Here is a 24,487-nt window from a genome sequence, read left to right as displayed (position 1 = left end):
CCTATTCAGTAATGCTCAGCCATGCCATCCCGAAAAGTCATGGCTGAGCAAGACGGACGTCATCCGTTTCTTCATCAAAGGAATGCAAAATGAAAATACAACATTACCTCGTGGTACTGGGCGCCCTGCTGCTGGCGGGCTGTAGCCAGCCGGTGGCGAAAGCCAAAACCCGGAGCGGCGGCGGTGGGATTATTGTCGCCATCAACCACACCAAATGGGCGATCAACCATTTCAGTGTCGACGGTCAGTCGGGAATTGACATTATCGGTCCGTATCAGGGCGGCGGCGGGGGGTGCTGCTATGGCGTGCCGGCGAATTGGCGACCGGGTATGACGGTCAAAATCGACTGGGAAACAGGAGTGGGATACTCAATGGATTTTCCGGGTTATGCCGATGAACAAAAATTTTTATCCTGGGCCCAAAAAATAAAAGCCCAGAATAAGCAGCACAGTGCGGTGGTACCAGTACCGGATTATACGGGGCAAAAAACCTGCGGGATAACGGTGCACTTTATGCCCTGTGATGAGGTGAAGGTGACCACCAGCTGCGTGAGCCCCGGCCGGCTGGGCTAACGCCGAAAGCACGCTGTATGAAAACATGCTCACATCGGTGCGGCGTAACTTTGCCGATGTGTCCCTGGAAGACATGACCAGCGGTACTGATGCCCGCCGCCTGTTCACCACTGATGAAGTGGTACCGGGCATGTTCACCCGTCAGGCGTGGGAGGGCGGTATTCAGCAGGCTATCGAAAAGGCCGCCAACTCTCGCCGGGATGAAATTGACTGGGTGCTGAGTGACAGCCGGAAAGCGGTCTCCTCAGATCTGTCGCCGGAGGCCCTTAAAGCACGTCTGACGCAACGTTACTTCACCGACTTTGCCGGTAGCTGGCTGAGCTTCCTTAATAGTCTGCGACTTAATCCTGCGAACAACATCGCAGACGTTACCGACCAGCTGACGCTGATGAGCGATGTCCGCCAGTCTCCACTGATTGCCCTGATGAATACCATTGCCTGGCAGGGGCAGACCGGCCAGCACAGCGAAAGTCTTTCGGATTCAATTATCAAATCGGCTAAAGATCTCGTAAGTGGACAGGACAAGCCAGCGATTGACCAGTCTGCATCAGGGCCGCAGGGCCCGCTGGATGACACCTTTGGCCCGCTGCTTCAGCTTTTAGGTAAAAACAAAGGCAGCAACGTTATGTCGGCGGACACGTCACTGAGTCTGCAGACATATCTGACCCGCATCACCCGCGTGCGTCTGCGCCTGCAGCAGGTGGCCAGCGCCTCTGATCCGCAGGCGATGATGCAGACTCTGGCGCAGACCGTGTTCCAGGGCAAAAGTGTGGATCTGACCGACACCCAGCAGTACGGCAGTCTGATTTCGGCAAGCCTGGGCGAAGAGTGGAGTGGTTTTGGCAGCACGATGTTTGTCCAGCCTCTGACTCAGGCCTGGGAGACCGTGCTTCAGCCGTCGGCGGCGAGCCTGAATGATAAATGGAGCCGCTCGATTGTCGCCAACTGGCAAACTGCCTTTGACGGACGTTTCCCGTTTGCCGCCAGCAAAAGTGATGCCTCTTTACCCATGCTGGCTGAATTTGTGCGCAAGGACAGCGGGCGTATCGAGCGCTTCCTGACGACAGAGCTCAACGGGGTATTGCACAAAGAGGGCAGCCAGTGGGTGCCGGATAAGGTCAACAGCCAGGGGTTGAGCTTTAACCCGGCCTTGCTGCGGGCGATTAATCAGCTGAGCCAGCTGTCAGACATTCTGTTCACCGATGGCAGCCAGGGCATCAGCTTTGAGCTGCAGGCGCGTCCTGTACCGCAGGTAGTGGAAACCCAGTTGATTATTGATGGACAAAAGCTGCACTACTTCAACCAGATGGCCGACTGGCAGAGCTTCCGCTGGCCGGGTGACACTTACAAGCCGGGGACGATGCTGACCTGGACCTCAGTCAACGCCGGTGCGCGTCTGTTCGGGGATTACACCGGAACCTGGGGCTTTATTCGCTGGCTGGACCAGGGCAAACGCCAGCAGCTTGACCGCAGCCAGTGGATGATGAGCTTTACTGCCCCGGACGGTCGCACTTTGCAGTGGGTGCTGCGCTCACAACTCGGGAAAGGTCCGCTGGCGTTGCTGGATCTGCGCGGTTTCACGCTGCCGGATCAGATATTCAGTGTCGACAGCGCGGCCACCGCGCAGGCGCTGATGGCTAACACCGCAAACAGTGACATGGAGGAGGTCGAAGAATGAGCACACTGCAGAATCTGGTTACCGCCTGTCAGGCTGACGAAACTCAGCTGCGGCGGCAGGCGCAGGTACGCACGGAAAACTGGCAGCCCTGGCTTGCGCCGGTAAGTAGCGCCAGTCCGACCGGTGAGGACCCGGGCTATGATGATGATTTTCAGCGTATCCGCGAAGAGGTCAATAAGCTCTCCGGCATTGATACCGGGTTGATTTGTACGCTTGCCGAAAAACTGCTGACCACTGCGGCCAAAGATATCCGGGTTGCAACTTATTACTGCTGGGCGCGCCTGCACCAGGACGGCGAAGCCGGTTTTGCCGAAGGACTTGAGCTGCTGGCGGGATTGCTACAGCGCTATGGCACGCAGCTTCATCCTCAGCGCGAGCGGAGCCGTAAACCGGCGCTGGAGTGGCTCGCAGGCTCCCGTGTTCTGGACAGCCTGTCACTCTGGCCGGAAGTGGTTCGCGACGATGCACTACGCACTGCCGGTGCGTTGCTGCTGCTGCGCGACAGTCTGGACACAGAGCCGGAAGCGTCGCGGCCAGAGCTGAATGCCCTGTACAGCGCGCTGGAATCCCGCCTGATAAAGGCCGGAGGTGTGGATGCCGTGGTACCGCAGAACGCAGGTGATAAGGCTCCGTCACAGCTCTCCACGCCTGTGACGGAGCCAGATGCGCCAGTGCTGAGCCGCATCACCTCCGGTCAGGATTTGCTGGCCCAGGCCCGCACCCTGACCGGATATCTGCGTGAGCAACCCGATGGCTGGCTTGCCGCACACCGGCTGATGAAAAGTCTGCGTCATGACACGTTGCATAGCATTCCTGCCCCGGATGCACAAGGCAAAACCCGTATAGATCCGCCTCGCGCAGACCAGCGTGCCATGCTCAAACGTCTGTATCTGCAGCAGAGCTGGTGCGAAATACTGGAGCAGGCAGACAGCGCCTTTTCGCGTGGCGCTAATCACCTCTGGCTGGATTTGCAGTGGTATATCCACCAGGCGCTGATGAAATCGGGGCAGGAGGTGCTTGCCGGGATCATCGCCGCCGACCTGAAAGGATTGCTGCGTCGCCTTACCGGGCTTGAAACCCTGGCCTTTAATGACGGTACGCCGTTTGCCGATGAAGTGACGCTGAACTGGATAAACCAGAGCGTACTGGACGACATCTCCGGCTGGCGGGATGAGCCGGTCAGCGCCGCCGGTGAAACAGATAACGATATCCTGGCTCTCGAGCCGGAAGCGCTGGAGAAAGCGGACACCGACGGTCTGGATGCCACACTCCACTGGCTCCAGACGCGCCCGGGTGCGGATTCCGCGAAAGACAAATGGCTGCTGCGCCTGCTGATGGCCCGTGTAGCCGAGCAGAAGGGCAAAAATGAACTGGCGCTGCATCTGCTGGGAGAGCTCGACAGTGCTGCACAGTCCATCACCCTCACACAGTGGACACCGGCACTGCTGTTTGAAGTGAAATCGCGCCGCCTCAGACTGCTGCGCATGAAAGCCACACGCAGTGAAACTGATAAATCACGGTTACAGCCAGAGATGGACCAGCTTCTGGCGGGTTTGATTGCGCTCGATCCGGCCAGCAGCGCGGTGCTTTGCGGCTAAAACATCAGGCATACCTTTCAAACACACATATTCAGGTTTTTATGGATGATTTAACCCTGCGTTACTACGACGCTGAAATGCGCTACCTGCTGGAAGCCGGTGAAGAGTTTGCCCGTGCTCACCCCGAGCAGGCGGCAATGCTCAATCTCGATAAAGCGGGAGCGCGCGACCCGTACGTGGAGCGATTGTTCGAGGGCTTTGCCTTCCTGATGGGCCGGCTGCGCGAGAAGCTCGATGACGACTTGCCCGAATTAACCGAAGGGCTGGTCAGTCTGCTGTGGCCACATTACCTGCGTACCATTCCGTCCATGTCGGTGGTCGAGTTCACCCCTGACTGGCGCGAGATGAAAGAGCCGATGCGCATCGTCAAAGGTTTTGAGGTGAACTCGCGGCCGATCGGCGAGAAGGGCACGCGCTGCCGGTATACCACCACCAAAGAGATGACTCTTCAGCCGTTGTCGCTGGAACATGCCCGTCTGTCGACTGACCCTGACGGGCGTTCGGTTATTACTCTGCGTTTTCACTGCAGTGACCTGGCTGACTGGACGCGCATCGACCTGAGCTGTATTCCGCTGTATTTCAACGCCGACGCGCCGCTGGCCTGTGCCATGCATGAAGCCTTCACCATGAATGTCGCCCGCCTGTGGCTGCGCCTGCCGGGTGACATGGACAGAAGACCGCTCGACGGGTATTTCACCGCGCTGGGCTTTGGCGATAACGACGACCTGTGGCCGAAGGGCAGCAGCAGTTTCAGCGGCTATCAGCTGTTGCTGGAGTATTTCACCTTCCGCGAGAAATTCATGTTCACGGGCCTGCGTGGGCTGGAGACCGTGGTCTTTCCGGCTGAACTCCCCTGGTTTGAAATCGACGTGGTGCTGGCGGAGCGCTGGGAACATGACTTCAGCTTTACCGAAAAGCATCTGCGCCTGAACTGTGTGCCGGTGATTAACCTGTTCCCGCTGGAGTCAGACCCGCTGACGCTCAATTCTCTTCAGACCGAGTACATGCTGCGCCCGATGCGCGTGCAGGATGGTCATACCGAGATTTATGCGGTGGATTCGGTGATGTCATCCAGCCAGCATAGCTACGTGCCGTTTTCGAGCTTTCGCCACAAAGGCGGCATGATGCGCCATCAGGCCCCCGAATATTACTACCACACTCGCGTACGTCGCGGTCCGTCCGGACTGCATAACACCTGGCTTATCCTTGGCGGTGAAGCGTTTGATAACCACACGGTGCCGGAAGACGAAAGCCTGTCGCTGACGCTCACCGGCACCAACGGCCAGCTGCCACGACGAGCTCTGCAGAGCACGGTGCTTGATACGGTGATGAAAACCACCTCAGCCAGTATCGCCGTGCGTAACCTGTGTGCGCCGACACTACCCTGTTATCCACCGGCGCAGGACCGTTTCCACTGGCGCGTGCTGAGCCATCTCGGCAGCGGATTCCTGTCGATGATGGACAACGCTGACGTGCTGCGCGGGACGCTGGCGCTGTACGAATGGACCGACAGTGAGATGAACCGCCGTCGGCTGGAAGCCATCATCGACGTGAAGCACCGTGAAACTGAACGTTTCGAACAGGGCTATCTGGTACGCGGTGTGCAGATTGAGGTGACGCTGGACAGTCACGGCTTTGCCGGGCGCGGCGACATCTGTCTGTTCGGCGAGATGCTGAGCCGTTTCTTTGCGCTGTATACCGATATCTATCTGTTCAACCGCCTGATTATCATCCTGCAACCGACCGGAGAGCGCCTGGAATGGGAAGAGAAGCACAACCGCCGCATTCCCGGCTGACCCCGCGGCTGGAAGCCGACCTTCACCGCATCAACTTTTACCGCTTATGCCAGCTGCTGGAGAAGCGTAATCCTGGCAGGCCGCTGATGGGCTCGACCAGCCACCCGGCGGATGACCCGGTGCGGTTTGCGCCACATCCGGGGATGGGATTTCCGTCCAGCGAAATAAAGGCTGTCGAATATGACGAGGAGGATGACAGCAAGCCACCGCTCATCCGCACGACCTTTATGGGGATGTACGGGGTTGATTCCCCTTTGCCGACCGCCTATCTCGACGACATCACTCAGCGTCGCGAAGGTCACGAAGCGCTGCAGGGTTTTCTGGATATCTTCAGCCACCGTATCCTGACGCAGTTTTACCGTATCTGGCGTAAATACTCTTACCCGGCCACATTTGAGCCCGGCGGTACTGACGCTATCTCGCAGTCACTGCTGGGTCTGGTGGGACTGGGGATACCGGGCACCGCAGAGCACATCGCCACCCCGGTATCCCGATTTCTGGCGCTGCTGGGTGTGCTGCAACAGCCAGGTAAAACCCAGGAGGGAATACAGGCCCTGGTGAGCCTGCTGGCATCCGACACGACGGTGCAGGTGAGCCCGTATTGCCTGCGACCAGTGGCAGTCAGCCAGCCGCTGGGCTTTTACGGTGATGACGATTTTCTGCTGGATGGCAACACGCCGCTGGGCGAAGAGGCGATAGATGCCAACAGCCAGTTGCTGATTGCTCTGTTCACCGATAACGAGCAGGAATCACAGGGCTGGAAACCGGATGGCCTGCTGTATCAGGACTTTCTGGTGATGCTGCGGGTGTATCTCGGCTGGCGCTTCAAAGCAAAAATCACCCTGACCACCCGAACCCGCCTGCTGGTCGCGCCGCCGCTCGGCGAAGGCCCATTCTGGCTGGGGATGAATGGCGTACTGGGCGCGCAAGATGAAGATCTCCCGGAGGATATTCCGCAGACCTTTACCACGGAACTGGGTTATTACGCCGGGCTGGAGCCTGCATCATCACAACAAGGAAACCGACGTGTTACGTACAAGTTTGATTAGATCCGCATGCTGGCTACCTGCGCTACTGGCATTCAGCCTGACGGGGTGTGGGGTGACGCAGGGTATCACCGATGGCACTAAATCGGCATTTAACGCCGTGTTTTACAAAAAGATTAAGGTGCTGCACCTGGATTTCACCGCTCGTGAGGCGCTGAACACCGATTCCCGTGAAAGTAACTCGCTGTCTGAGCCGGTGGTTATTCGGGTCTGGCAGCTGAAAGACCGTAAAACCTTCGACAAAACGATCTATCAGCAGCTACTCAGGGATGGCGACACCATCCTGAAAGCCGATCTGCTGGCGACCCGGGATGTAGTAGTAAAACCTGGCGGTGATGCGAACCTCGATATGCCAATGGAAGAAGATGCGCAGTTTGTCGCCGTGGCAGGGCTGTTCCGCCATCCGGATAGGGTTAACAATACCTGGAAGCTGGTGATAGGGCGTGAAGACCTTGACCCGGATAAGCCGCGCATTCTGGAAGCCGGTAACAACCATCTGACGCTACAACCGCTCAAGGACGACTGATGCCCCAGGGACATAACACACCTTCGCTGTATGAAATGCTCACCGGTAACTTCACCGGTGGCCTGGCTCTCGATCAGGTCAGCGAACAAAATCAGGTGATTTTGTCCGTGCTCGATAACATGCAGCGCATCCTCAACTGCCGCGCCGGCACGCTGGCGCATCTGCCGGACTATGGTCTGCCCGATATGACCAAAATCCTGCAGGGCATGCCGGGCACTGCCCATGAGCTGATTGGCACCCTGTCTGCTGTTCTGCTCAGGTATGAGCCGCGCCTGAAAAGCATCAGAGTGGTGCTGCTGGAGCAGGCGCAGCCCGGCGAATTGCGCTACGCGATTGATGCGGAACTGAAGGGACTCGGTCTGGTGCGATACGGCACTGAATTTATGCCGGAAGGGCGCGTTCTGTTGCGGCATCTCCGGCAGCAACAATATCTTGATGGTAAAGCGCAAATCTAAGCGGCATTATTACGAACAAGGCTGAATAATAAAATAACATATGGATTTGAATATGAAGAAATTGATACCGCTGTTGGTTTTTAGCTTATTAGTGACTCTGCAGGCTGAAGCGGCCAGAGGCAGAAAACCCTGTTCTGGTGCAAAGGGTGGTATTGCACACTGTACCTCAGATGGACGTTTTGTTTGTAATGACGGAAGTCTGAGTCAGTCGAAGAAATTTTGCTCCAGGTATGATTCGTCAGAAAGCACGCAGCAGGCAAAATGACCGCTCAGCAGCGGCAAAACGCAGACCAAAAAGATCGCCACATCAAAGAAACAGCCACAGCCGATGGTTCAGCCTCAGGATCAGAACGATTTGCAACCACGAAAACCGACCTGCGCTCCGCTTTATATGGCCAGCCAACCCGGCTACACGCATTTACCTATTTGCGTCGGTAATCAATATTAATTAAGGCGGGTAAGGGGGGGCGGTAAAGAAATATTTGCATCGTTCATCGCTCAGAACAGGCAAAAAACCAGACTGCATAATTAATTATCCTCCCACGCTGTAAATACCTCACAGGGACAATAAGTCATGAATGACATGCCTGCCCGTCGGATTAAAACCGGCAGCGACCCGCGTAAGCTGCCGGATTATGCTGCTCTGCGTGAAGAGCTGAGCAAATTGACCCATCCGGCACGGCCGGATATAGACTGGCTTTACGTTGAACAACGCTGTCTTTCGCTGTTCGAACAAAACGGAGTGGAGTTGCAGACCGCGGCCTGGTACACGCTTGCCCGCATGCAGCTGGCTGGTTTGGTCGGATTGAATGAAGGTCTGGCGCTACTGGAAGCGCTGGTGAGTCATCAGTGGGGTGTGCTGTGGCCGCAACCGATCCACGCGCGCATGGACATTCTCACCAGCCTGAGCCAGCGCGTGCAGCAGCAGATGCGCACCCTTTCCCTGAATTATGACGATCTGAGTCAGCTTTATCGTGCTGAACAACTGCTTACCCGCCTGGGGACCGTATTACAGCGGTTGGAGCTTAAACATCTTAGCCAGCTTGATACGTTGCGTGCTCTGATGCATAACAGTGCCGCCAGGCTGGAAAGCCGTGACGATACGACCAGCGACATCTTGCCCGGTACCACGCTAGATAACGGGGCGATATCCGCACACCCGCATGAAACGAAAACTCCGCATAGCGCCAGATGGGTTTATGTCGCGCAGCAGCAACATCAGCCGAAGATAAAGGTGCAGACAGCGGCGCTGGCCCGTCGTAATAAGTGGCAATTTTTCAGTGCCGGGATGTTTACCATGCTGCTAATCAGCATGGCCGCGGTGGGTGGCTGGCAATATCTTCACCGGCCCGATCCACTGCAGGCTCAGCTGGTGGCATCGCTGGCTCCTGTGCCCGCCACACTCACGTCACAGCAGCGGGATGTGCTGCGGCAGCGGACGTCCTTACCACCAGCTTTGCTTGCCGACACACAGCAGCAGTTATCTCGTCTGGAACAACTCGCGCCCGACTGGAATATTGCGTATGGCCAGCAGCTGGTGGAGCAGGCGCAGGTGCTGTGGCCGGAACAGGCGGGTTCGTTATCAGCTCGGTGGCAGCATCAGCTTGAGGCCAGCACGTTGCCATCGCAAAACCTTGCGGCCTGGCATCAGGGAATGATGAAGCTGGCACAATTAAGCGAGCGGCTGAATGGACTGGATGAGCAAAAAGGCAAATACATCACGGTGAGTGAGCTGAAGTCCTCGGTATTTGGCATGATGACCCGTTTTCAGCAGGCTGAGCCCATTGAGGAACAATTGCGGCAAGTCCACTCGCTACCAGCCAGTGCCCCCCAGCGGCAACAGCTTATCCGCCAGCTCGAACAACACCTGCGATCGCAGATTTACACCTTGTGGCAGATGAAAAACAGCATTGGGGTGGCAGAGGGAGAGGACCAATAAACGAAGCGGTAAACCAAAGCAGAAGAGCTGTTACTGGTGTCCCCTGCAGGAATCGAACCTGCAACTAGCCCTTAGGAGGGGCTCGTTATATCCATTTAACTAAGGAGACGTGCGGCGCGCAGTATAGCGCACCGTGCAGGGGATTTTAACCGTGGGCCGCCTGTTTGCTCAAAGTGTCAGCAATCAGGCGGTGACGATCACGCTTTTTCCTGATCTTTCTGCTTTTCCTGCCTCTCTTTACGCTTCTGTTCGGCTCGCGCTTTGGCTTTGGCCGCTTCGCTCATGTCGTTACGGATCTGCGCGTGACTGATCAGGGCAAAAATCAGCGTACCGCCGGTGATGTTGCCCAGCAGGGTGGGCAGTGCAAACGGCCACAAAAACTCCTGCCACGGCAGCGTGCCGGCAAACACCAGATACAGCACTTCAACCGATCCGACCACAATGTGGGCCAGATCGCCCAGCGCCACCAGCCAGGTCATCATTACAATCACCACAATTTTGGCGCCGCCAGCGTAAGGAAACATCCACACCATGGTGGCGATGATCCAGCCTGAAATCACTGCGTTGGCAAACATTTCGCCCGGCGTGTGCTCCATCACTTTTTCGCTGATGGCAGTGAAGGCCTGGCGCGTGGCGTCATCGAAAATCGGCATATGATTAAACGCCAGCGCGCCCAGCGCGGTACCAATTAAATTGCCGATCAGCACCACGCTCCACAGCCGCAGTAGCAGCATAAAATTGCCGCCGGTGGGTTTATGCATCACCGGCAGTACGGCGGTGACGGTATTCTCGGTAAACAGCTGCTGGCGCGCCATAATCACGATGACAAAACCAAAGGTATAGCCGAGATTCTCCAGCAGATAAGCGCCGGGCACGCCAGCGAGGTGCACCTGGAAAATGCCTTTCGCCATCAGCGAGGCACCCATCGATAAGCCGGCGGCAATCGCTGACCACAGCAGCGCCATGCCGTCGCGCTCCAGCTCCTTTTCACCGTCCTGTCGAATTTCTTCATGGATCGCCGCAGCCCGCGAGGGCAGGGCGTCTTCGTCCACTTCAATATCCGTTCCCTGTTCTTTTTCTTCACTGTCCACGTCATTGTCATGCGTGTTATTTGATGGCGATGGCTTCATTTTTTCTCCCGGTGATAATGCCAGTGCGTAATAAGCGTAGACGTTTTTAGCAAGGGCGAAATGTTACAAAGATTCAAATTAAGAGTAACAAGAGATTAGCAAAGATGGTTTTTTGAGCGCTTTCTTGATCTGATGCGCATGAATACCTCATTTGGGGGAAGGGGGAGCTTGCGCACAGACTTCGGCCCCTGGTTTGAGTGTGGTATTATTCCCGCCTCATTTATTGCTATGAATCTCCCTTCTATGCTCGAAGTGATTAATCTCGCCTGCGTTCGCGATGAGCGAACCCTGTTCCACGGACTAAGTTTTCAGGTGCAGGCGGGCGATGTGGTGCAAATCGAAGGGCCTAACGGCGCAGGCAAAACTTCACTGTTGCGACTGCTGGCTGGGTTAAGCCGGCCAGAGCAGGGCGAAGTACGCTGGCAACAGCAGTCTATTCGCCGGCAGCGCGAAATATGGCAGCAAAACCTGTTGTATCTCGGCCATCATCCGGGCGTGAAATCGGTGCTGTCGCCGCGGGAGAATCTGCATTTCTGGCACGGCGATCGCAGCCAAGACACGCTGTATGACGCGCTGGAGCAGATCAATCTGCTGGGTTATGAAGAGGTGCCGGTGGCTCAGCTTTCTGCCGGGCAGCAGCGGCGCGTGGCGCTGGCGCGACTGTGGCTCAGCCCGGCTCCGGTGTGGATTCTGGATGAGCCGCTGACTGCCATCGACAAACACGGCGTGGAAAAATTAATGGCGCGCTTCGCCGATCATGCCGATAACGGTGGCGTGGTGATTCTGACGACCCATCAGGATCTGCCGGACAGCCATGCGCGCGTGCGCAAAATTCGTCTTACATCGGAGTGGGCGTGATGCTTGGCCGGGTTATTCAGCGTGAGTTAAAGATTGCCTTTCGCAGCGGCGCGGAAGTGATTAATCCGCTGTGGTTTTTTCTGATTGTGATTACGCTGTTTCCGTTAGGCATTGGCCCAGAACCGCAGCAGCTGGCGCGCATCGCACCTGGCGTCGCCTGGGTAGCCGCGCTGCTGGCATCGCTGCTGGCGCTGGAGCGGCTGTTTCGCGACGACTTTCTCGATGGATCGCTGGAGCAGCTGCTGTTGCTGCCGACGCCGCTGCCGATCACCGTGCTGGGCAAAGTGATTGCGCACTGGCTGATTACCGGACTGCCGCTGATTTTACTCTCGCCGCTGGCGGCGCTGCTGCTGTCGCTGGATTTTGCTGGCTGGCGGGCAATGGCGCTGACGCTGCTGATCGGCACGCCAACCCTGAGTTTTCTCGGTGCGATTGGCACTGGTCTGACCGTCGGGCTGCGGCGCGGCGGCGTATTGCTGAGTTTACTGGTGTTGCCGCTGTCGATACCGGTACTGATTTTTGCCAGCGCGGCGATCGACGCAGCCGGTCAGGGGTTACCGATCGGCGGTTATCTGGCGATTCTCGGAGCCATGCTGGCGGTCAGCGCCACGCTGTCGCCGTTTGCGACCGCCGCCGCGCTGCGCATCAGTCTGCATTAAGGCGGGCCTCCGGCAGAGAGGCCGCCATCCGAATTCTTATTTAGTGTGAGCAATGTCAATGTGGAAATGGTTACACCAGTGGGCAAAGCCTGAGCGGCTTTACCAGCTATGCGGTCGCTTGATTCCCTGGTTCGCAATCCTGGGCGTCGGTGCGCTGCTGCTCGGCTGGATTTGGGGATTCGGCTTTGCGCCGGCGGATTATCAGCAGGGCAACAGCTTCCGCATCATGTACATTCACGTGCCGGCGGCGATGTGGTCGATGGGCGTCTATGCCTCAATGGCCATCGCCGCCTTCATCGGTCTGGTGTGGCAGATGAAAATGGCCGATCTGGCGGCGGCGGCGATGGCGCCAGTGGGGGCGGTATTTACCTTTATCGCGCTGGTGACCGGCTCGGCGTGGGGCAAGCCGATGTGGGGCACCTGGTGGATTTGGGACGCGCGTCTGACTTCTGAACTGGTGCTGCTGTTCCTCTATATGGGCGTGATTGCGCTCTATCACTCTTTCGACGATCGCCGCACCGCCGGACGCGCGGCCGGCATCCTGATTCTGGTCGGCGTGGTTAACCTGCCGATTATTCACTTCTCCGTGCAGTGGTGGAACACGCTGCATCAGGGCTCGTCGGGCATTCTGCAACAGGCGATCGATCCCAGCATGCGCACGCCGCTGCGCTGGTCGATTCTCGGCTATCTGCTGGTGTTTGGTGCGCTCACCCTGATGCGTCTGCGCAATCTGATTCTGTTTACCGAGCGCCACCGCCCGTGGGCGATTGACGTGGCGCAGGGAGGACGCAAAGCATGACGCCTGCCTTCTCATCGTGGAGCGAGTTTTTCGCCATGGGCGGTTATGCCTTTTACGTCTGGCTGGCCGTGTGTTTTACGCTGATTCCGCTGATCGGTCTGGTGCTGCACACCGTGTTGTTCCGTCGCCGCCTGCTGGCAGAGATTCGCCAGCGTCAGTCCCGCGAGCGCCGCATCCGTGCGGCAAAAGCTAAACAAGCTGCCAGTGAAGCAGCAGGAGAGTCCGTGTGAATATCCGTCGTCGTAACCGCCTGTATGTGGTGGTGGCGGTGCTGGTGGGCTTAGGCCTTGCCACGTCGCTGGTGATGTACGCGCTGCGTTCCAACATCGACCTGTTCTACACCCCGAGTGAAATTCTGTACGGCAAAGGTGAGGATCACCAGAAGCCGGAGGCCGGACAGCGCCTGCGCGTCGGCGGCATGGTGATGCCCGGTAGCGTCAAACGCGATCCGAAAACGCTGGCGGTGTCGTTCAAACTGTATGATGCCAACGGCGTAGTCAGCGTCAGCTACGAAGGCATTCTGCCGGATCTGTTCCGTGAAGGGCAGGGCGTGGTGGCGCAGGGCGTGCTGGAAGACGGCAATCTGGTCAACGCCAAAGAGGTGCTGGCGAAGCACGATGAGAAGTACACGCCGCCGGAAATTCAGGACGCAATGAAGAAGAATCATAACGGACCGGCAGCGGCCTATCAGCAGGCGGGTACGCAATCATGATGCCGGAAATTGGCAGCTTTCTGCTGTGTCTGGCGCTGGGCTTAGCGCTGTTATTGAGTATTTATCCGCTGTGGGGCGCGGCGCGTCAGGATGGCCGGCTGATGGCGCTGGCGCGTCCGCTCACCTGGGGCATGTTCCTGTGCATCGCCGCCGCGTTCCTCGTGCTGGTGCACGCGTTTGTGGTCAACGATTTTACCGTCGGCTACGTTGCCACCAACTCCAATTCACTGCTGCCGGTGTATTACCGCATCGCCGCCACCTGGGGTGCGCATGAAGGATCGCTGCTGCTGTGGGTGCTGCTGCTCAGCACCTGGACATTAGCAGTGGCGATTTTCAGCCGCGGCATGCCGCAGGATGCGCTGGCGCGCGTGCTGGCGGTGATGGGGATGATCAACCTCGGCTTCCTGTTGTTCATCATCCTCACCTCGAATCCGTTTACCCGCACGCTGCCGAACTTCCCGATTGATGGGCGCGACCTCAACCCGATGCTGCAGGATATCGGGCTGATCTTCCATCCGCCGCTGCTCTATATGGGCTATGTTGGCTTCTCGGTGGCGTTTGCCTTTGCCATCGCGTCGCTGATGGCGGGCCGGCTGGATACCGCCTGGGCGCGCTGGTCACGTCCGTGGACCACCGCGGCATGGGTATTTCTTACTATTGGTATCGTGCTCGGTTCCGCGTGGGCGTATTACGAACTCGGCTGGGGCGGCTGGTGGTTCTGGGATCCGGTTGAAAACGCGTCCTTTATGCCGTGGCTGGCCGGTACTGCGCTGATGCACTCATTGGCGGTGACAGAAAAACGCGGCAGCTTTAAGTCGTGGACGGTGCTGCTGGCGATTACCGCGTTCTCATTAAGCCTGCTGGGCACCTTCCTGGTGCGTTCCGGCGTGCTGGTATCGGTGCACTCGTTCGCCTCGGATCCGGCGCGCGGGATGTTTATCCTCGCCTTCCTGGTGATTGTCATCGGCAGTTCGCTGCTGCTGTACGCTCTGAAAGGGGGCCAGGTGCGCAGCCGCGTGCAGAGCGAAGCATGGTCGCGCGAATCCTTCCTGCTCGGCAACAACGTGCTGCTGATTGCCGCAATGCTGGTGGTACTGCTCGGTACGCTGCTGCCGCTGGTGCATAAACAGCTCGGGCTGGGCAGCATTTCGGTTGGCGAGCCGTTCTTCAATACCATGTTCACCTGGCTGATGGCACCGTTCGCGCTGATGCTCGGCATCGGGCCGCTGGTGCGCTGGCGCCGCGATGAGCCGCAAAAGCTGTGGAAGCGGCTCGGCGTGGGTCTGCTGGTGACGCTGATCCTGTCGATCGTGCTGCCGTGGCTGTTGCAGGATCGCATTGAAGCGATGACGGTGATTGGCCTGCTGATGGCCATCTGGGTGATCCTGCTGACGCTGATGGAGCTGCACGAACGCGCTACCCATCGGCATCGTTTTCTGGCGGGATTGCGCCATCTGTCGCGCAGCCACTGGGGCATGGTGCTGGGCCATCTTGGCGTGGCGGTGACGGTGGTGGGCATTGCCTTCAGCACCCAATACAGCGTTGAGCGTGACGTGCGCATGAAGGCCGGCGACAGCGTGGATATCCACAACTATCACTTTATTTTCCGCGACGTGCACAATCTGCAGGGCCCTAACTATAGCGGTGGCGTGGCGATTATCGATGTCACACGCAACGGTAAGCCAGAAGCGGTGCTGCATGCAGAGAAGCGCTTCTATACCGCAGCGCGTACCATGATGACGGAAGCGGCGATCAGCGGCGGCTTCACGCGCGATCTCTACGCGGCGCTGGGCGAAGAGCTGGATGACGGTTCCTGGGCGGTGCGTATTTATTACAAACCCTTTGTGCGCTGGATCTGGTTCGGCGGCGTGTTTATGGCGGTGGGCGGCCTGTTATGCCTGCTCGATCCGCGCTATCGCTCGCGCAAAAAAGCGCAGCGCGAGGAACTGGCATGAATAAAAAGATCCTGTTTATTCCTTTAGTCCTGTTTCTGCTGCTGGCGGCGGCGCTGCTGTGGCAGCTGACGCGCAACGCCAGCGGTGACGATCCTACGCGCCTCGAATCGGCGCTGATCGGTAAACCGGTGCCGGTGTTTAAACTCGAAGCGCTGGATCAGCCGGGCAAAATCTATAACCAGCAGGTGCTGACCGATGGCAAACCGCTGCTGCTGAATGTCTGGGCCACCTGGTGCCCGACCTGCCGCGCCGAGCATCAATATCTCAACACGCTGGCGGAGCAGGGCATCCGCGTGGTTGGCCTCAATTACAAAGACGACCGCAGCAAAGCCGTCACCTGGCTTAACACGCTCGGCAATCCGTATGCGCTGAGCCTGTATGACGGCGACGGCATGCTCGGTCTGGATCTCGGCGTCTACGGCGCGCCGGAGACCTTCCTGATTGATGGCCACGGCATTATCCGCTACCGCCACGCCGGCGACATGAACGACCGGGTGTGGAATGAAGAGGTGAAGCCGCTGTGGCAGAAATACAGCAAGGAGGCCGGCGTATGAAACAGCTGCTTATGCTGCTCGCGGGTCTGCTGCTGAGCACCAGCCTGTGGGCCGCGATCGATACTTATCAGTTCGATTCGGTCCAGCAGGAGGAGCAGTATCGCGAGCTCACCGCATCGCTGCGCTGCCCGAAGTGCCAGAACAACAGTATTGCCGACTCCAACGCGATGATTGCCGCCGACATGCGGCTGAAAGTGTATGAGCTGATGAAGCAGGGCCAGAGCCGCCAGCAGATCATTGATTACATGGTGGCGCGTTATGGCAACTTCGTCACTTATGAACCGCCGGTAACGCCGTCGACGCTGATTCTGTGGGTCGGACCGGCGCTGTTTGTGGTGCTCGGCGGGCTGATTATTATTCTGCGCAGCCGACGCGGCAACGCGCGCAGCGAGCTGGATGACGATGAACAACAGCGCCTTGCGGCGATTCTGAAGCGTGACGGGAAGCCGTAATGACTGGATTCTGGATTACCCTGATTATTTTACTGGCGGCGGCGACGGCGCTGTTTGTCGGTGCCGGCTGGCGGCAGCGTCAGGCCAGCAGCGGCGATCGCGATCGTCTCAATACCGATTTTTATCAGCAGCGTCTGCGCGAGCTGGAGCATGATGAAGCCGAGGGCGTGGTCAGTGAACGTCCGGAGATGGTGCGCGAACTGCAGCAAACGCTGCTGACCGACGTGCCCGGCGACGCGGCGGCACGCGCGCATCACAGCAGCCGCTGGGTGCTGCTGCCGGGCGTGATCGTCCTGGTGCTGGTGTCGGTGGGCGTTTATCTGAAAACCGGTGGCCTCGCCCAGCTGGCGGGCTGGCAGAGTGTGCAGCAGGAGTACCCGGCGCTGCGCGCGCGGGTGATGGATCCCAATGCGCAGCCGCTGACCATGGAAGAGCTGGCGCGTCTGCAGCTCGGCCTGCACACCTCGCTACAAAACGATCCGCAAAACCTCAATGACTGGGCGATGCTGGGCCGCCTCGGCATGGTGCTGAACAATGCCACCGATGCCAGCCAGGCCTTTGAGCACGCTTTGCAGCTGGCGCCGGACAACCTTGAACTGCAGCAGGATTATGCCGAAGTGCTGACGCGCTCCAGCGATCCGCAGGATAACCGCCAGGCCAATATGCTGCTGAAAGACCTGCTGAAGCGCGACCACAGCAACGTGCGCACCCTCAGTCTGCTGGCGTTCAATGCCTTTGAGCAGCAGCAGTATGGTGAAGCGATTGGCGCGTGGCAGGTGATGCTGAAGCTGCTGCCGGCCGGCGATCGACGCATTACCATGATAGAGCGCAGCATTGAACAAGCGAAAACCGACGCGGGACAGCAAAATAGCCAGCTGGCATTGACGGTGAGCTTAACGCCAGAGGCAGAAAAAATGTTACCGCCGGGCGGAGTGTTGTATATTTCTGTGTCTGACGGTGTTTCACCGGTGCCTGTGGCTGTAAAGCGTTTACCGCTCAGCCACTTCCCGCTATCGCTTACGCTGGATGACAGCAACGCCATGATGCCGGATCGCCTGCTTTCGGCGCAGCATCAGGTGCAGGTCAGGGTGCGCATTTCGCGCGATGGTAGTGCTAATCCGCAGTCCGGCGACTGGTTTGGTTTAAGCGCGGTCACCCCCTGGGATGGTCACCAGCCGATGGCTGTTGAGGTCAATCAGCAGCAGCCCTGAAGCGATACACCTTTTATCTGCACAGGGAGAGAAGAATGAATAATCGCCTGACCGGCCTGGCGCTGGCCAGTTTACTGCTGGTGGGATGTGCCAGTTCCAAACCGGCCGACGAGACGACGCCTGCGCAGCGCAGCGATCCGCTCGAAGGGTTCAACCGCACGATGTTTAACTTCAACTACAACGTGCTGGATCCCTATGTAGTGCGCCCGGTGGCGGTTGCCTGGCGTGATTACGTGCCGGTGCCGGCCCGTACCGGGCTGAGCAACTTCCTCGGTAACCTTGATGAACCGGCCAGCATGGTGAACTCAATTCTGGTCGGCGAGCCGCGTCAGGCGGGCATTCACTTTACCCGTTTCTTCCTGAATACCGTGCTCGGCCTCGGCGGTTTCATCGACGTCGCCGGCAAAGCTAATCCCCAGCTGGCGCGTGAAGTGCCGCACCACTTTGGCAGCACGCTGGGCCGTTATGGCGTTGGCTACGGTCCGTACGTGGTGCTGCCAGGTTACGGCAGCTTTACCGTGCGTCAGGATGGCGGCGACTACGTCGATACGCTTTATCCGGTGCTGAGCTGGCTTACCTGGCCAATGTCGATCGGTAAATGGACGCTGGAAGGGGTGGAAACGCGCGCGCAGCTGCTTGATTCCGACGGCCTGCTCAGACAGCAGCAGGATCCGTACGCCTTTATCCGCAACGCCTATTTCCAGCGTAACGATTTCCTCGCCAGCGGCGGCAAGCTGAAGCCGGAGGAGAACCCGAACGCCAGCGCGATTCAGGACGATTTAAAAGATATCGACTCTCAATAAATGACAACGGCGACCAACAGGTCGCCTTTTTGTTTTCAGCTGGCGACCCGCATGGGCCGCTGCACTGATTATCAGAACTTGTAGTTAAAGTTAGCGCCGTACAGCCAGGCCTTACCTTCGGAATTAAAGGTATAAGGACCTTCTTTCACCGTCACGTGCTGACCGTGCATATAGGAAACCCCGACATCCACCGACGCGTCCGGCGTGAAGGCGTAAGACGCACCGGCGCTCAGCCACAGGCGATCCTGATCCGGAATCGAGATAGAGCGTTTATCCGCCGGCACCGGGCTGTCATCAAACGCGATACCGGTACGGAACGTCCAGTTGTCGTCGTAGTTGTAGGTGGTACCTAACGCGATGCGATATGCATCACGGTAGCCTTCATCTTTATAGAACAGCGTCTGGCCGTTGCTGCCGGTGGCTTTCAGCTCCTGGAACTGGCTCCAGCTGGTATAAGCGAGGCTGTAGTGCACCGCCCACTGTGGCGCCACTTTATGCCAGCCGGACACTTCCCACATTTCCGGCAGGTTCAGCGTCAGCGAACCCGGAATGGTGGCGCCGCTGGTGCCATACGGCAGACCCAGCGCAATCGCCTGCGGCGTGCCGTTAAAGGCGCGCGGGATATTGCTCTTATAGTCGCCGTCGAAGTCGATCTTCACTTTGGAACGATAGGTGAAGCCGAAGCGGTTGTTTTTATCCACTTCATACAGGATACCGGCGTTCCAGCCGTAGCCCCATTCGTCACCTTTCAGGTGCGCGACCTGGGTATCGGCCGGCAGACCGGCGCGGGCACCGGCTTCACCGGCGTAGCGCTCAATTTTCGCTTTGGCGTACACCGCGTCAAAGCCGACGCCGAAGCTGAAGTTATCATTTAACCGATAAGCGGTGCTGAGGTTGAAGTTGCCGGTCATCAGATCGGTTTTGCCACCAAAGCCGCCCGCGGTGTAGCCGTTATTAAATTCGGTGGCCAGACCGTAGTTCGAGGTGGCCGAGGCGCCAATCCACCACTGATCGTTAATCGGATGCACATAATGGATGTTCGGGATCCACTGGTTTGGCGCAATATTGCTGGCGTTGAGGCTGTTGCCGGTCGGGCTGTTACCGCTGATATCTACTTCCGGGTCGATATAGACGGCACCGATGGAGAAAGAAGGGCGGTCCATCAGGGCCATGGTGGCTGGGTTACGGCTGGCAGAGGCGGCGGTATCACCCATGGCGCCTTCACCGGAATAGGCGCGGCCCAGGCCGATTGCTGAGAATTCGTTAAGTTGAAAGCCTGCGGCGTAGACGTGAGAAGAGACGAGCGCCACTGCAGCTGCCACAGCTGACTTTGCAAACAGGTTCTTATGGTTCATGACCACAACCTCATCTAAATTATTATTAAACGTAGTTACGTCGCGTAACAAAGGACGGCGGATTGTAGGGACTGACGATACAGACACATATCAGACCAGTGCGACGAGTATAGGTCCGACCTGTGTATTTGTTGCAATATTGTTTTTAAAATATTTCTGCTTTGATCGATAAAATCAGATCTGCTTAACAAAATCCTTGCGGTTCTGCTCCAGCATAGCGAGTCAAATTTGTTTTGGATCAAATTTTAGTGTGATATTCGTCACTTAGCGGGCGGAAGATAGCCGCGACGTGGCATCCGGCGTACACTTTGCAGCAGAAAATGATCCGATAGTGTTGATTTATCGTCAGGAGAAAAACATGACTGATGCCATTAGAAACTGTAGTGCGAACGAAACGGCAGCCTGCTGCTGCGTTGACGTGGGCACTGTGATGGACAATACCGATTGCAGCGCCAGCTGGTCAGGCGTGTTCGCTGACCGTCAGGCGGCAGAAGCAATGCTGGCCGAGCTGAGCGCCAAAGCGCGCCAGGTTGAGTCCGATCCGTGCGAGATTCATTCGCGCTTTACCGACGAAGCAGACGGCGTGCGCCTGGACGTCGATTTCACCTTTGCCTGCCAGGCCGAAACCCTGATTTTCCAGCTCGGCTTACGCTAATCCCGCCGCTGCCGACCCGCTTTTTCGGCAGCGTTGCCTCTTTTTCGTGTTACTCCTCGCACTTTTTTTCTTCTGTTATTGGCGACTTAGCAACACCTGGTTAACACTGATGATCAGGTCAGACCTGTTGGGCAATGATGCTCAGGTCGTAAATTACAGGTGAGTGCAATGAGCAAAGCGCAGCCGCTGCTGACGCGTCAGGGCGAACGTATCGCCATTACCCACGGATTACGCACCCCGTTTGCCCGCCAGGCAAGCGACTTTCACGGCATTCCGGCGCTGGAGCTGGGGCGCATGGTGGTCAGCGAATTAATGGCGCGCAGCGAATTGCCGGTGGAGGTGATCGATCAGCTGGTGTTCGGCCAGGTGGTGCAGATGCCGGAAGCCCCCAACATCGCGCGTGAAATCGTGCTAAGCAGCGGACTGAGCGTGCACACCGATGCCTACAGCGTGAGCCGCGCCTGCGCCACCAGCTTTCAGGCAGTGGCCAACGTGGCGGAAAGCCTGATGGCCGGGACCATTGATGCAGGTATTGCCGGTGGCGCTGACTCCTCCTCGGTGCTGCCGATTGGCGTCAGCAAAACGCTGGCGCGCGCGCTGGTTGATCTCAATAAAGCCCGCACCCTGAGCAAAAAATTACACATCTTACGCCGCCTGCGCCCACGCGATCTGTTGCCGGTGCCGCCGGCCGTGGCGGAATACTCCACCGGTTTACGCATGGGCGACACCGCCGAGCAGATGGCCAAAACGCACGGCATCACGCGTGAGCAGCAGGACGCGCTGGCGCTGCGCTCGCACCAGCGTGCAGCACAGGCCTGGCAATCCGGCGTGCTGGCGCAGGAAGTGATGCCGGCGTTTGTGCCGCCGTGGAAAGCACCGATTGAGCAGGACAACAACATTCGCTTTAACGCCAGTGCGGCGGATTATGCAAAGCTGCGTCCGGCGTTTGACCGTCGCCACGGCTCGGTCACCGCGGCCAACAGCACGCCGCTGACCGATGGCGCGGCGGCGCTGATTCTGATGCGCGAAGGGCGCGCGCGCGAGCTGGGCATTACACCGCTCGGTTACCTGCGCAGCTATGCGTTTGCCGCGATTGATGTCTGGCAGGACATGTTGCTCGGACCGGCTTACGCATCACCGCTGGCGCTGGATCGCGCCGGCATTACCCTCGGCGATCTGACGCTGATCGACATGCATGAAGCCTTTGCCGCGCAGACGCTGGCCAACCTCAGGCTGTTTAACGATGAACGCTTTGCGCGCGAGGTGCTGAAGCGCGATCGCGCGCTGGGCGAAGTCGACGAGACGCGTTTCAACGTGCTGGGCGGTTCCATCGCCTACGGTCATCCGTTCGCCGCCACCGGCGCGCGCATGATCACGCAAACGCTGCATGAGCTGCGGCGGCGCGGCGGCGGCTTAGGGCTGGTGACCGCCTGTGCCGCTGGCGGATTAGGCAGCGCGATGGTTCTGGAGGCCGAATAATGAGCGAATCTGCATTCCATTTACAGATGCGTCCGGATCACGTTGCGGTGATCAGCATTGATGTTCCGGGCGAAAAGATGAACACCCTGAAAGCGGAGTTTGTGCCGCAAATCCGCGCGGTGCTGGCAGAGGCGCGCAGCAATGCGCAGCTGGCGGGCATCGTGCTGATTTCGGGCAAACGCGACAACTTCGTCGCCGGTGCGGACATCAGCATGATCGCCAGTTGTGAAACGGCGCAGCAGGCTGAAGCGCTGGCGCGCCAGGGACAGGAAGTGATGGCGGAGATCGCCGCGCTGCCGTTCCCGGTGGTCGCCGCCATTCACGGAGCCTGTCTTGGCGGCGGGCTGGAGCTGGCGCTGGCCTGCGATGCGCGCATCTGCTCGCTGGATGAGAAAACCCGTCTCGGCCTGCCGGAGGTGCAACTTGGCCTGCTGCCCGGTTCCGGCGGCACCCAGCGGTTGCCGCGTCTGATAGGTGTGCAGCAGGCGCTGCCGCTGATCCTCAGCGGCAAACAGCTGCGCGCTAAGCAGGCGCTAAAGCTTGGCCTAGTGGATGATGCGGTGCCGCAGGCGATACTGCTGGCAACCGCCGTGGCACGTGTACATAAAGGAAAGCACGCCGCACGCAGCCTGTCGCGCCGCGATCGCCTGCTGCAGGGGCCGCTGGCGCGTTCGCTGCTGTTTACGCTGGCCAAACGCCAGACCGACGGTAAAACCCACGGTAACTATCCGGCCACCGACCGCATTTTGCAGGTGGTACGCATCGGGCTGGAGCAGGGCAGCGCCGCCGGTCACGCCGCGGAAGCGCGCGCGTTTGGCGAGCTGGCGATGACCGCGCAGTCGGCCGCGCTGCGCAGCCTGTTTTTTGCGTCCACCGCCCTGAAGAAAGAGCCGATGGCGGATGCGCCGCCGCGCCCGCTGCAGCAGATTGGCGTGCTGGGCGGCGGGTTGATGGGCGGCGGGATTGCCAGCGTCACCGCGCTGAAAGCCGGTCTGCCGGTGCGAATCCGCGATATCAACCTTAACGGCGTTAACCACGCGCTGCAGTACAGCTGGGATTTGCTGAGCAAAAAGGTAAAACGTCGCCAGCTCAAGCCGGCGGAACGCCAGCAGCAGATGGCGCGCATCAGCGGCGGCACCGATTATCAGGGCTTCCGCCAGCGCGATCTGGTGATCGAAGCGGTGTTTGAGGATCTGGCGCTGAAGCAGCAAATGGTGGCCGAGATTGAAGAACACTGTCAGCCGCACACTATCTTTGCGTCTAACACCTCCTCGCTGCCGATTGCGCAGATCGCCGCCGGCGCGCAGCGCCCGGAGAATGTTATCGGCCTGCACTTCTTCAGCCCGGTAGACAAGATGCCGCTGGTCGAGGTGATTCCGCATAGCGGCACTTCAGCACAGACGCTGGCCACCACGGTGGATCTGGCGCGTCGTCAGGGCAAAACCGCCGTGGTGGTCGCCGACCGTCCCGGCTTTTATGTTAACCGCATTCTCGCGCCCTATATAAATGAAGCAATGCGCTGTCTGCTGGAGGGCGAGCCCATTGAACACATTGATAGCGCACTGGTGAAATTTGGTTTCCCGGTCGGCCCGCTGCAGCTGCTGGATGAAGTCGGTATTGATGTCGGCAGCAAAATCAGCCCGATTCTCGAACAGGCCTACGGTTCACGCTTCAGCGCGCCGCAGGCGGTGAGCGCTATCCTGGCCGACGATCGCAAAGGGCGCAAAAACCAGAAAGGTTTTTATGATTATCAGCGCACGCGCTGGCCGCGCAAACGTCAGGCCGATGCCAGTCTGTACCGCCTGCTGCAGTTAAAACCCCAGGCGAAACAGAGCGAGCAGCAGATCGCCACGCGCTGTGTGATGCTGATGCTTAACGAGGCGGTACGTTGTCTCGACGAAGCGGTGATCCGCAGCGCCCGCGACGGCGACATCGCGGCAGTGTTTGGCATCGGGTTTCCGCCGTTTCTCGGCGGGCCGTTCCGCTATATTGACCAGCGTGGTGCGGGCGAGATCGTCAATACATTACGTACATTAATGCAGCAATACGGCGAGCGTTTTACGCCCTGTGACGCGTTAGTGGCAATGTCAGAAGGGAAAACGAATTTTTACACTTCTGCACATTCATGAATAGCCGCACGGATTCAGCGGGTTAGAATCGGGGCCGCGCAGTGCCTGGCGCGGCACCATTCTGAGATATGCTTATTTAATAAACAACCGGTTGACTATACTCAAGCCATTGGGGTAAAACACAGC

23 protein-coding genes, 1 tRNA gene and 1 pseudogene are annotated in these 24,487 nt (G+C 58.5%); 22 read left to right on the top strand and 3 right to left on the bottom strand.

All coding sequences use genetic code 11. From position 1 onward, the window contains the following. Nucleotides 1-89: 89 nt before the first annotated feature. The 9 genes and pseudogenes from C1Y43_RS13940 to C1Y43_RS13895 all read left to right on the top strand — a co-directional run bounded on the left by C1Y43_RS13940 (nt 90) and on the right by C1Y43_RS13895 (nt 9,610). Nucleotides 90-572: a DUF3304 domain-containing protein gene (locus C1Y43_RS13940; protein WP_104188585.1), complete on the top strand. Its 483-nt coding sequence runs from the start codon at nt 90-92 to the stop codon at nt 570-572. Beyond that, nucleotides 562-2,250, top strand: a pseudogene (locus tag C1Y43_RS13935) (ImcF-related family protein); the annotation flags it as partial. The gene C1Y43_RS13940 and the pseudogene C1Y43_RS13935, both read left to right, overlap by 11 nt. Further along, nucleotides 2,247-3,848: a type VI secretion system protein TssA gene (gene tssA / locus C1Y43_RS13930; RefSeq protein WP_104188583.1), complete on the top strand. Its 1,602-nt coding sequence runs from the start codon at nt 2,247-2,249 to the stop codon at nt 3,846-3,848. The pseudogene C1Y43_RS13935 and the gene tssA, both read left to right, overlap by 4 nt. Before the next feature lie 41 nt (nt 3,849-3,889). Then, nucleotides 3,890-5,644, top strand: a complete 1,755-nt coding sequence (tssF, locus tag C1Y43_RS13925) for a type VI secretion system baseplate subunit TssF (protein ID WP_104188582.1) — start codon at nt 3,890-3,892, stop codon at nt 5,642-5,644. Further along, entirely contained in the window at nt 5,608-6,693 is a 1,086-nt protein-coding gene (tssG, locus tag C1Y43_RS13920; RefSeq protein ID WP_104188580.1) for a type VI secretion system baseplate subunit TssG, read from the top strand. The genes tssF and tssG overlap by 37 nt, the downstream gene beginning before the upstream one ends. Next, nucleotides 6,671-7,216, top strand: a complete 546-nt coding sequence (tssJ, locus tag C1Y43_RS13915; protein WP_104188579.1) for a type VI secretion system lipoprotein TssJ — start codon at nt 6,671-6,673, stop codon at nt 7,214-7,216. Before tssG ends, tssJ begins: the two co-directional genes overlap by 23 nt. Next, a complete protein-coding gene (tssE, locus tag C1Y43_RS13910; RefSeq protein ID WP_059009093.1) occupies nt 7,216-7,671 on the top strand; it encodes a type VI secretion system baseplate subunit TssE in 456 nt (151 codons plus the stop codon). The genes tssJ and tssE overlap by 1 nt, the downstream gene beginning before the upstream one ends. 52 nt (nt 7,672-7,723) lie before the next feature. After that, nucleotides 7,724-7,936 (top strand): hypothetical protein, encoded by a 213-nt coding sequence (locus tag C1Y43_RS24120; RefSeq protein WP_104188577.1) that lies wholly within the window; start codon nt 7,724-7,726, stop codon nt 7,934-7,936. Between the two features lie 309 nt (nt 7,937-8,245). After that, entirely contained in the window at nt 8,246-9,610 is a 1,365-nt protein-coding gene (locus tag C1Y43_RS13895; protein WP_104188573.1) for a VasL domain-containing protein, read from the top strand. A gap of 34 nt (nt 9,611-9,644) precedes the next feature. Here the strand turns inward: C1Y43_RS13895 and C1Y43_RS13890 are convergent. Together C1Y43_RS13890 and C1Y43_RS13885 are read right to left on the bottom strand one after the other, a co-directional pair. After that, nucleotides 9,645-9,719 (bottom strand) — tRNA-Arg (locus C1Y43_RS13890). 88 nt (nt 9,720-9,807) lie between these two features. Further along, complete coding sequence (locus C1Y43_RS13885) at nt 9,808-10,740, bottom strand: formate/nitrite transporter family protein (protein ID WP_058775841.1); 933 nt, start codon at nt 10,738-10,740, stop codon at nt 9,808-9,810. Between the two features lie 243 nt (nt 10,741-10,983). Between C1Y43_RS13885 and ccmA the strand changes: the two genes are divergently transcribed. Genes ccmA through mlaA form a run of 10 tightly spaced genes read left to right on the top strand, consistent with a single transcriptional unit; the run spans nt 10,984 to nt 18,743 of the window. Further along, complete coding sequence (gene ccmA, locus C1Y43_RS13880; protein ID WP_104188572.1) at nt 10,984-11,598, top strand: cytochrome c biogenesis heme-transporting ATPase CcmA; 615 nt, start codon at nt 10,984-10,986, stop codon at nt 11,596-11,598. Further along, nucleotides 11,598-12,257 (top strand): heme exporter protein CcmB, encoded by a 660-nt coding sequence (gene ccmB, locus C1Y43_RS13875; protein WP_031280025.1) that lies wholly within the window; start codon nt 11,598-11,600, stop codon nt 12,255-12,257. Before ccmA ends, ccmB begins: the two co-directional genes overlap by 1 nt. Before the next feature lie 58 nt (nt 12,258-12,315). Continuing rightward, nucleotides 12,316-13,056, top strand: coding sequence for a heme ABC transporter permease (locus tag C1Y43_RS13870; RefSeq protein ID WP_058782040.1), 741 nt, complete (start codon nt 12,316-12,318; stop codon nt 13,054-13,056). Then, complete coding sequence (gene ccmD, locus C1Y43_RS13865) at nt 13,053-13,286, top strand: heme exporter protein CcmD (protein WP_031280028.1); 234 nt, start codon at nt 13,053-13,055, stop codon at nt 13,284-13,286. The genes C1Y43_RS13870 and ccmD overlap by 4 nt, the downstream gene beginning before the upstream one ends. Further along, entirely contained in the window at nt 13,283-13,768 is a 486-nt protein-coding gene (gene ccmE / locus C1Y43_RS13860; RefSeq protein WP_021509145.1) for a cytochrome c maturation protein CcmE, read from the top strand. The genes ccmD and ccmE overlap by 4 nt, the downstream gene beginning before the upstream one ends. Further along, nucleotides 13,765-15,723, top strand: coding sequence for a heme lyase CcmF/NrfE family subunit (locus tag C1Y43_RS13855; RefSeq protein ID WP_058769877.1), 1,959 nt, complete (start codon nt 13,765-13,767; stop codon nt 15,721-15,723). The genes ccmE and C1Y43_RS13855 overlap by 4 nt, the downstream gene beginning before the upstream one ends. After that, nucleotides 15,720-16,277, top strand: a complete 558-nt coding sequence (locus C1Y43_RS13850) for a DsbE family thiol:disulfide interchange protein (RefSeq protein ID WP_010617464.1) — start codon at nt 15,720-15,722, stop codon at nt 16,275-16,277. Before C1Y43_RS13855 ends, C1Y43_RS13850 begins: the two co-directional genes overlap by 4 nt. Continuing rightward, nucleotides 16,274-16,729 (top strand): cytochrome c-type biogenesis protein, encoded by a 456-nt coding sequence (locus tag C1Y43_RS13845; RefSeq protein ID WP_021509148.1) that lies wholly within the window; start codon nt 16,274-16,276, stop codon nt 16,727-16,729. The genes C1Y43_RS13850 and C1Y43_RS13845 overlap by 4 nt, the downstream gene beginning before the upstream one ends. Beyond that, on the top strand, nt 16,729-17,940 hold the full coding sequence (gene ccmI / locus C1Y43_RS13840) for a c-type cytochrome biogenesis protein CcmI (RefSeq protein ID WP_104188570.1): 1,212 nt from the start codon (nt 16,729-16,731) through the stop codon (nt 17,938-17,940). Before C1Y43_RS13845 ends, ccmI begins: the two co-directional genes overlap by 1 nt. Nucleotides 17,941-17,975: 35 nt before the next feature. Further along, nucleotides 17,976-18,743, top strand: coding sequence for a phospholipid-binding lipoprotein MlaA (mlaA, locus tag C1Y43_RS13835; RefSeq protein WP_021509150.1), 768 nt, complete (start codon nt 17,976-17,978; stop codon nt 18,741-18,743). A gap of 71 nt (nt 18,744-18,814) precedes the next feature. Here mlaA and fadL read toward each other — a convergent pair whose 3' ends face one another. Beyond that, nucleotides 18,815-20,098: a long-chain fatty acid transporter FadL gene (fadL, locus tag C1Y43_RS13830; RefSeq protein ID WP_021509151.1), complete on the bottom strand. Its 1,284-nt coding sequence runs from the start codon at nt 20,096-20,098 to the stop codon at nt 18,815-18,817. Between the two features lie 358 nt (nt 20,099-20,456). Between fadL and C1Y43_RS13825 the strand changes: the two genes are divergently transcribed. The 3 genes from C1Y43_RS13825 to fadJ all read left to right on the top strand — a co-directional run bounded on the left by C1Y43_RS13825 (nt 20,457) and on the right by fadJ (nt 24,361). After that, a complete protein-coding gene (locus C1Y43_RS13825; protein ID WP_021509152.1) occupies nt 20,457-20,753 on the top strand; it encodes a YfcZ/YiiS family protein in 297 nt (98 codons plus the stop codon). A gap of 168 nt (nt 20,754-20,921) precedes the next feature. Then, nucleotides 20,922-22,232, top strand: a complete 1,311-nt coding sequence (fadI, locus tag C1Y43_RS13820) for an acetyl-CoA C-acyltransferase FadI (protein ID WP_021509153.1) — start codon at nt 20,922-20,924, stop codon at nt 22,230-22,232. Beyond that, on the top strand, nt 22,232-24,361 hold the full coding sequence (gene fadJ / locus C1Y43_RS13815; RefSeq protein WP_104188568.1) for a fatty acid oxidation complex subunit alpha FadJ: 2,130 nt from the start codon (nt 22,232-22,234) through the stop codon (nt 24,359-24,361). Before fadI ends, fadJ begins: the two co-directional genes overlap by 1 nt. Nucleotides 24,362-24,487: the final 126 nt, after the last annotated feature.

It is taken from the genome of Pantoea sp. ICBG 828, from assembly GCF_002928355.1.
GTDB classification, from domain to species: Bacteria; Pseudomonadota; Gammaproteobacteria; order Enterobacterales; family Enterobacteriaceae; genus Pantoea; species Pantoea dispersa.
This window is presented reverse-complemented; position numbering and strand designations above follow the sequence as displayed.

Bases quoted from the DNA above. Each gene is read 5' to 3' on its own strand.
- mlaA (WP_021509150.1), top strand. From the start codon at position 17,976: ATGAATAATCGCCTGACCGGCCTGGCGCTGGCCAGTTTACTGCTGGTG.
- fadL (WP_021509151.1), bottom strand. From the start codon at position 20,098: ATGAACCATAAGAACCTGTTTGCAAAGTCAGCTGTGGCAGCTGCAGTG.
- C1Y43_RS13940 (WP_104188585.1), top strand. From the start codon at position 90: ATGAAAATACAACATTACCTCGTGGTACTGGGCGCCCTGCTGCTGGCG.
- C1Y43_RS13855 (WP_058769877.1), top strand. From the start codon at position 13,765: ATGATGCCGGAAATTGGCAGCTTTCTGCTGTGTCTGGCGCTGGGCTTA.
- ccmB (WP_031280025.1), top strand. From the start codon at position 11,598: ATGCTTGGCCGGGTTATTCAGCGTGAGTTAAAGATTGCCTTTCGCAGC.
- tssF (WP_104188582.1), top strand. From the start codon at position 3,890: ATGGATGATTTAACCCTGCGTTACTACGACGCTGAAATGCGCTACCTG.
- C1Y43_RS24120 (WP_104188577.1), top strand. From the start codon at position 7,724: ATGAAGAAATTGATACCGCTGTTGGTTTTTAGCTTATTAGTGACTCTG.
- C1Y43_RS13885 (WP_058775841.1), bottom strand. From the start codon at position 10,740: ATGAAGCCATCGCCATCAAATAACACGCATGACAATGACGTGGACAGT.
- C1Y43_RS13825 (WP_021509152.1), top strand. From the start codon at position 20,457: ATGACTGATGCCATTAGAAACTGTAGTGCGAACGAAACGGCAGCCTGC.
- ccmA (WP_104188572.1), top strand. From the start codon at position 10,984: ATGCTCGAAGTGATTAATCTCGCCTGCGTTCGCGATGAGCGAACCCTG.
- C1Y43_RS13850 (WP_010617464.1), top strand. From the start codon at position 15,720: ATGAATAAAAAGATCCTGTTTATTCCTTTAGTCCTGTTTCTGCTGCTG.
- ccmI (WP_104188570.1), top strand. From the start codon at position 16,729: ATGACTGGATTCTGGATTACCCTGATTATTTTACTGGCGGCGGCGACG.
- tssA (WP_104188583.1), top strand. From the start codon at position 2,247: ATGAGCACACTGCAGAATCTGGTTACCGCCTGTCAGGCTGACGAAACT.
- fadJ (WP_104188568.1), top strand. From the start codon at position 22,232: ATGAGCGAATCTGCATTCCATTTACAGATGCGTCCGGATCACGTTGCG.
- C1Y43_RS13870 (WP_058782040.1), top strand. From the start codon at position 12,316: ATGTGGAAATGGTTACACCAGTGGGCAAAGCCTGAGCGGCTTTACCAG.
- tssG (WP_104188580.1), top strand. From the start codon at position 5,608: ATGGGAAGAGAAGCACAACCGCCGCATTCCCGGCTGACCCCGCGGCTG.
- ccmD (WP_031280028.1), top strand. From the start codon at position 13,053: ATGACGCCTGCCTTCTCATCGTGGAGCGAGTTTTTCGCCATGGGCGGT.
- C1Y43_RS13895 (WP_104188573.1), top strand. From the start codon at position 8,246: ATGAATGACATGCCTGCCCGTCGGATTAAAACCGGCAGCGACCCGCGT.
- tssE (WP_059009093.1), top strand. From the start codon at position 7,216: ATGCCCCAGGGACATAACACACCTTCGCTGTATGAAATGCTCACCGGT.
- C1Y43_RS13845 (WP_021509148.1), top strand. From the start codon at position 16,274: ATGAAACAGCTGCTTATGCTGCTCGCGGGTCTGCTGCTGAGCACCAGC.
- fadI (WP_021509153.1), top strand. From the start codon at position 20,922: ATGAGCAAAGCGCAGCCGCTGCTGACGCGTCAGGGCGAACGTATCGCC.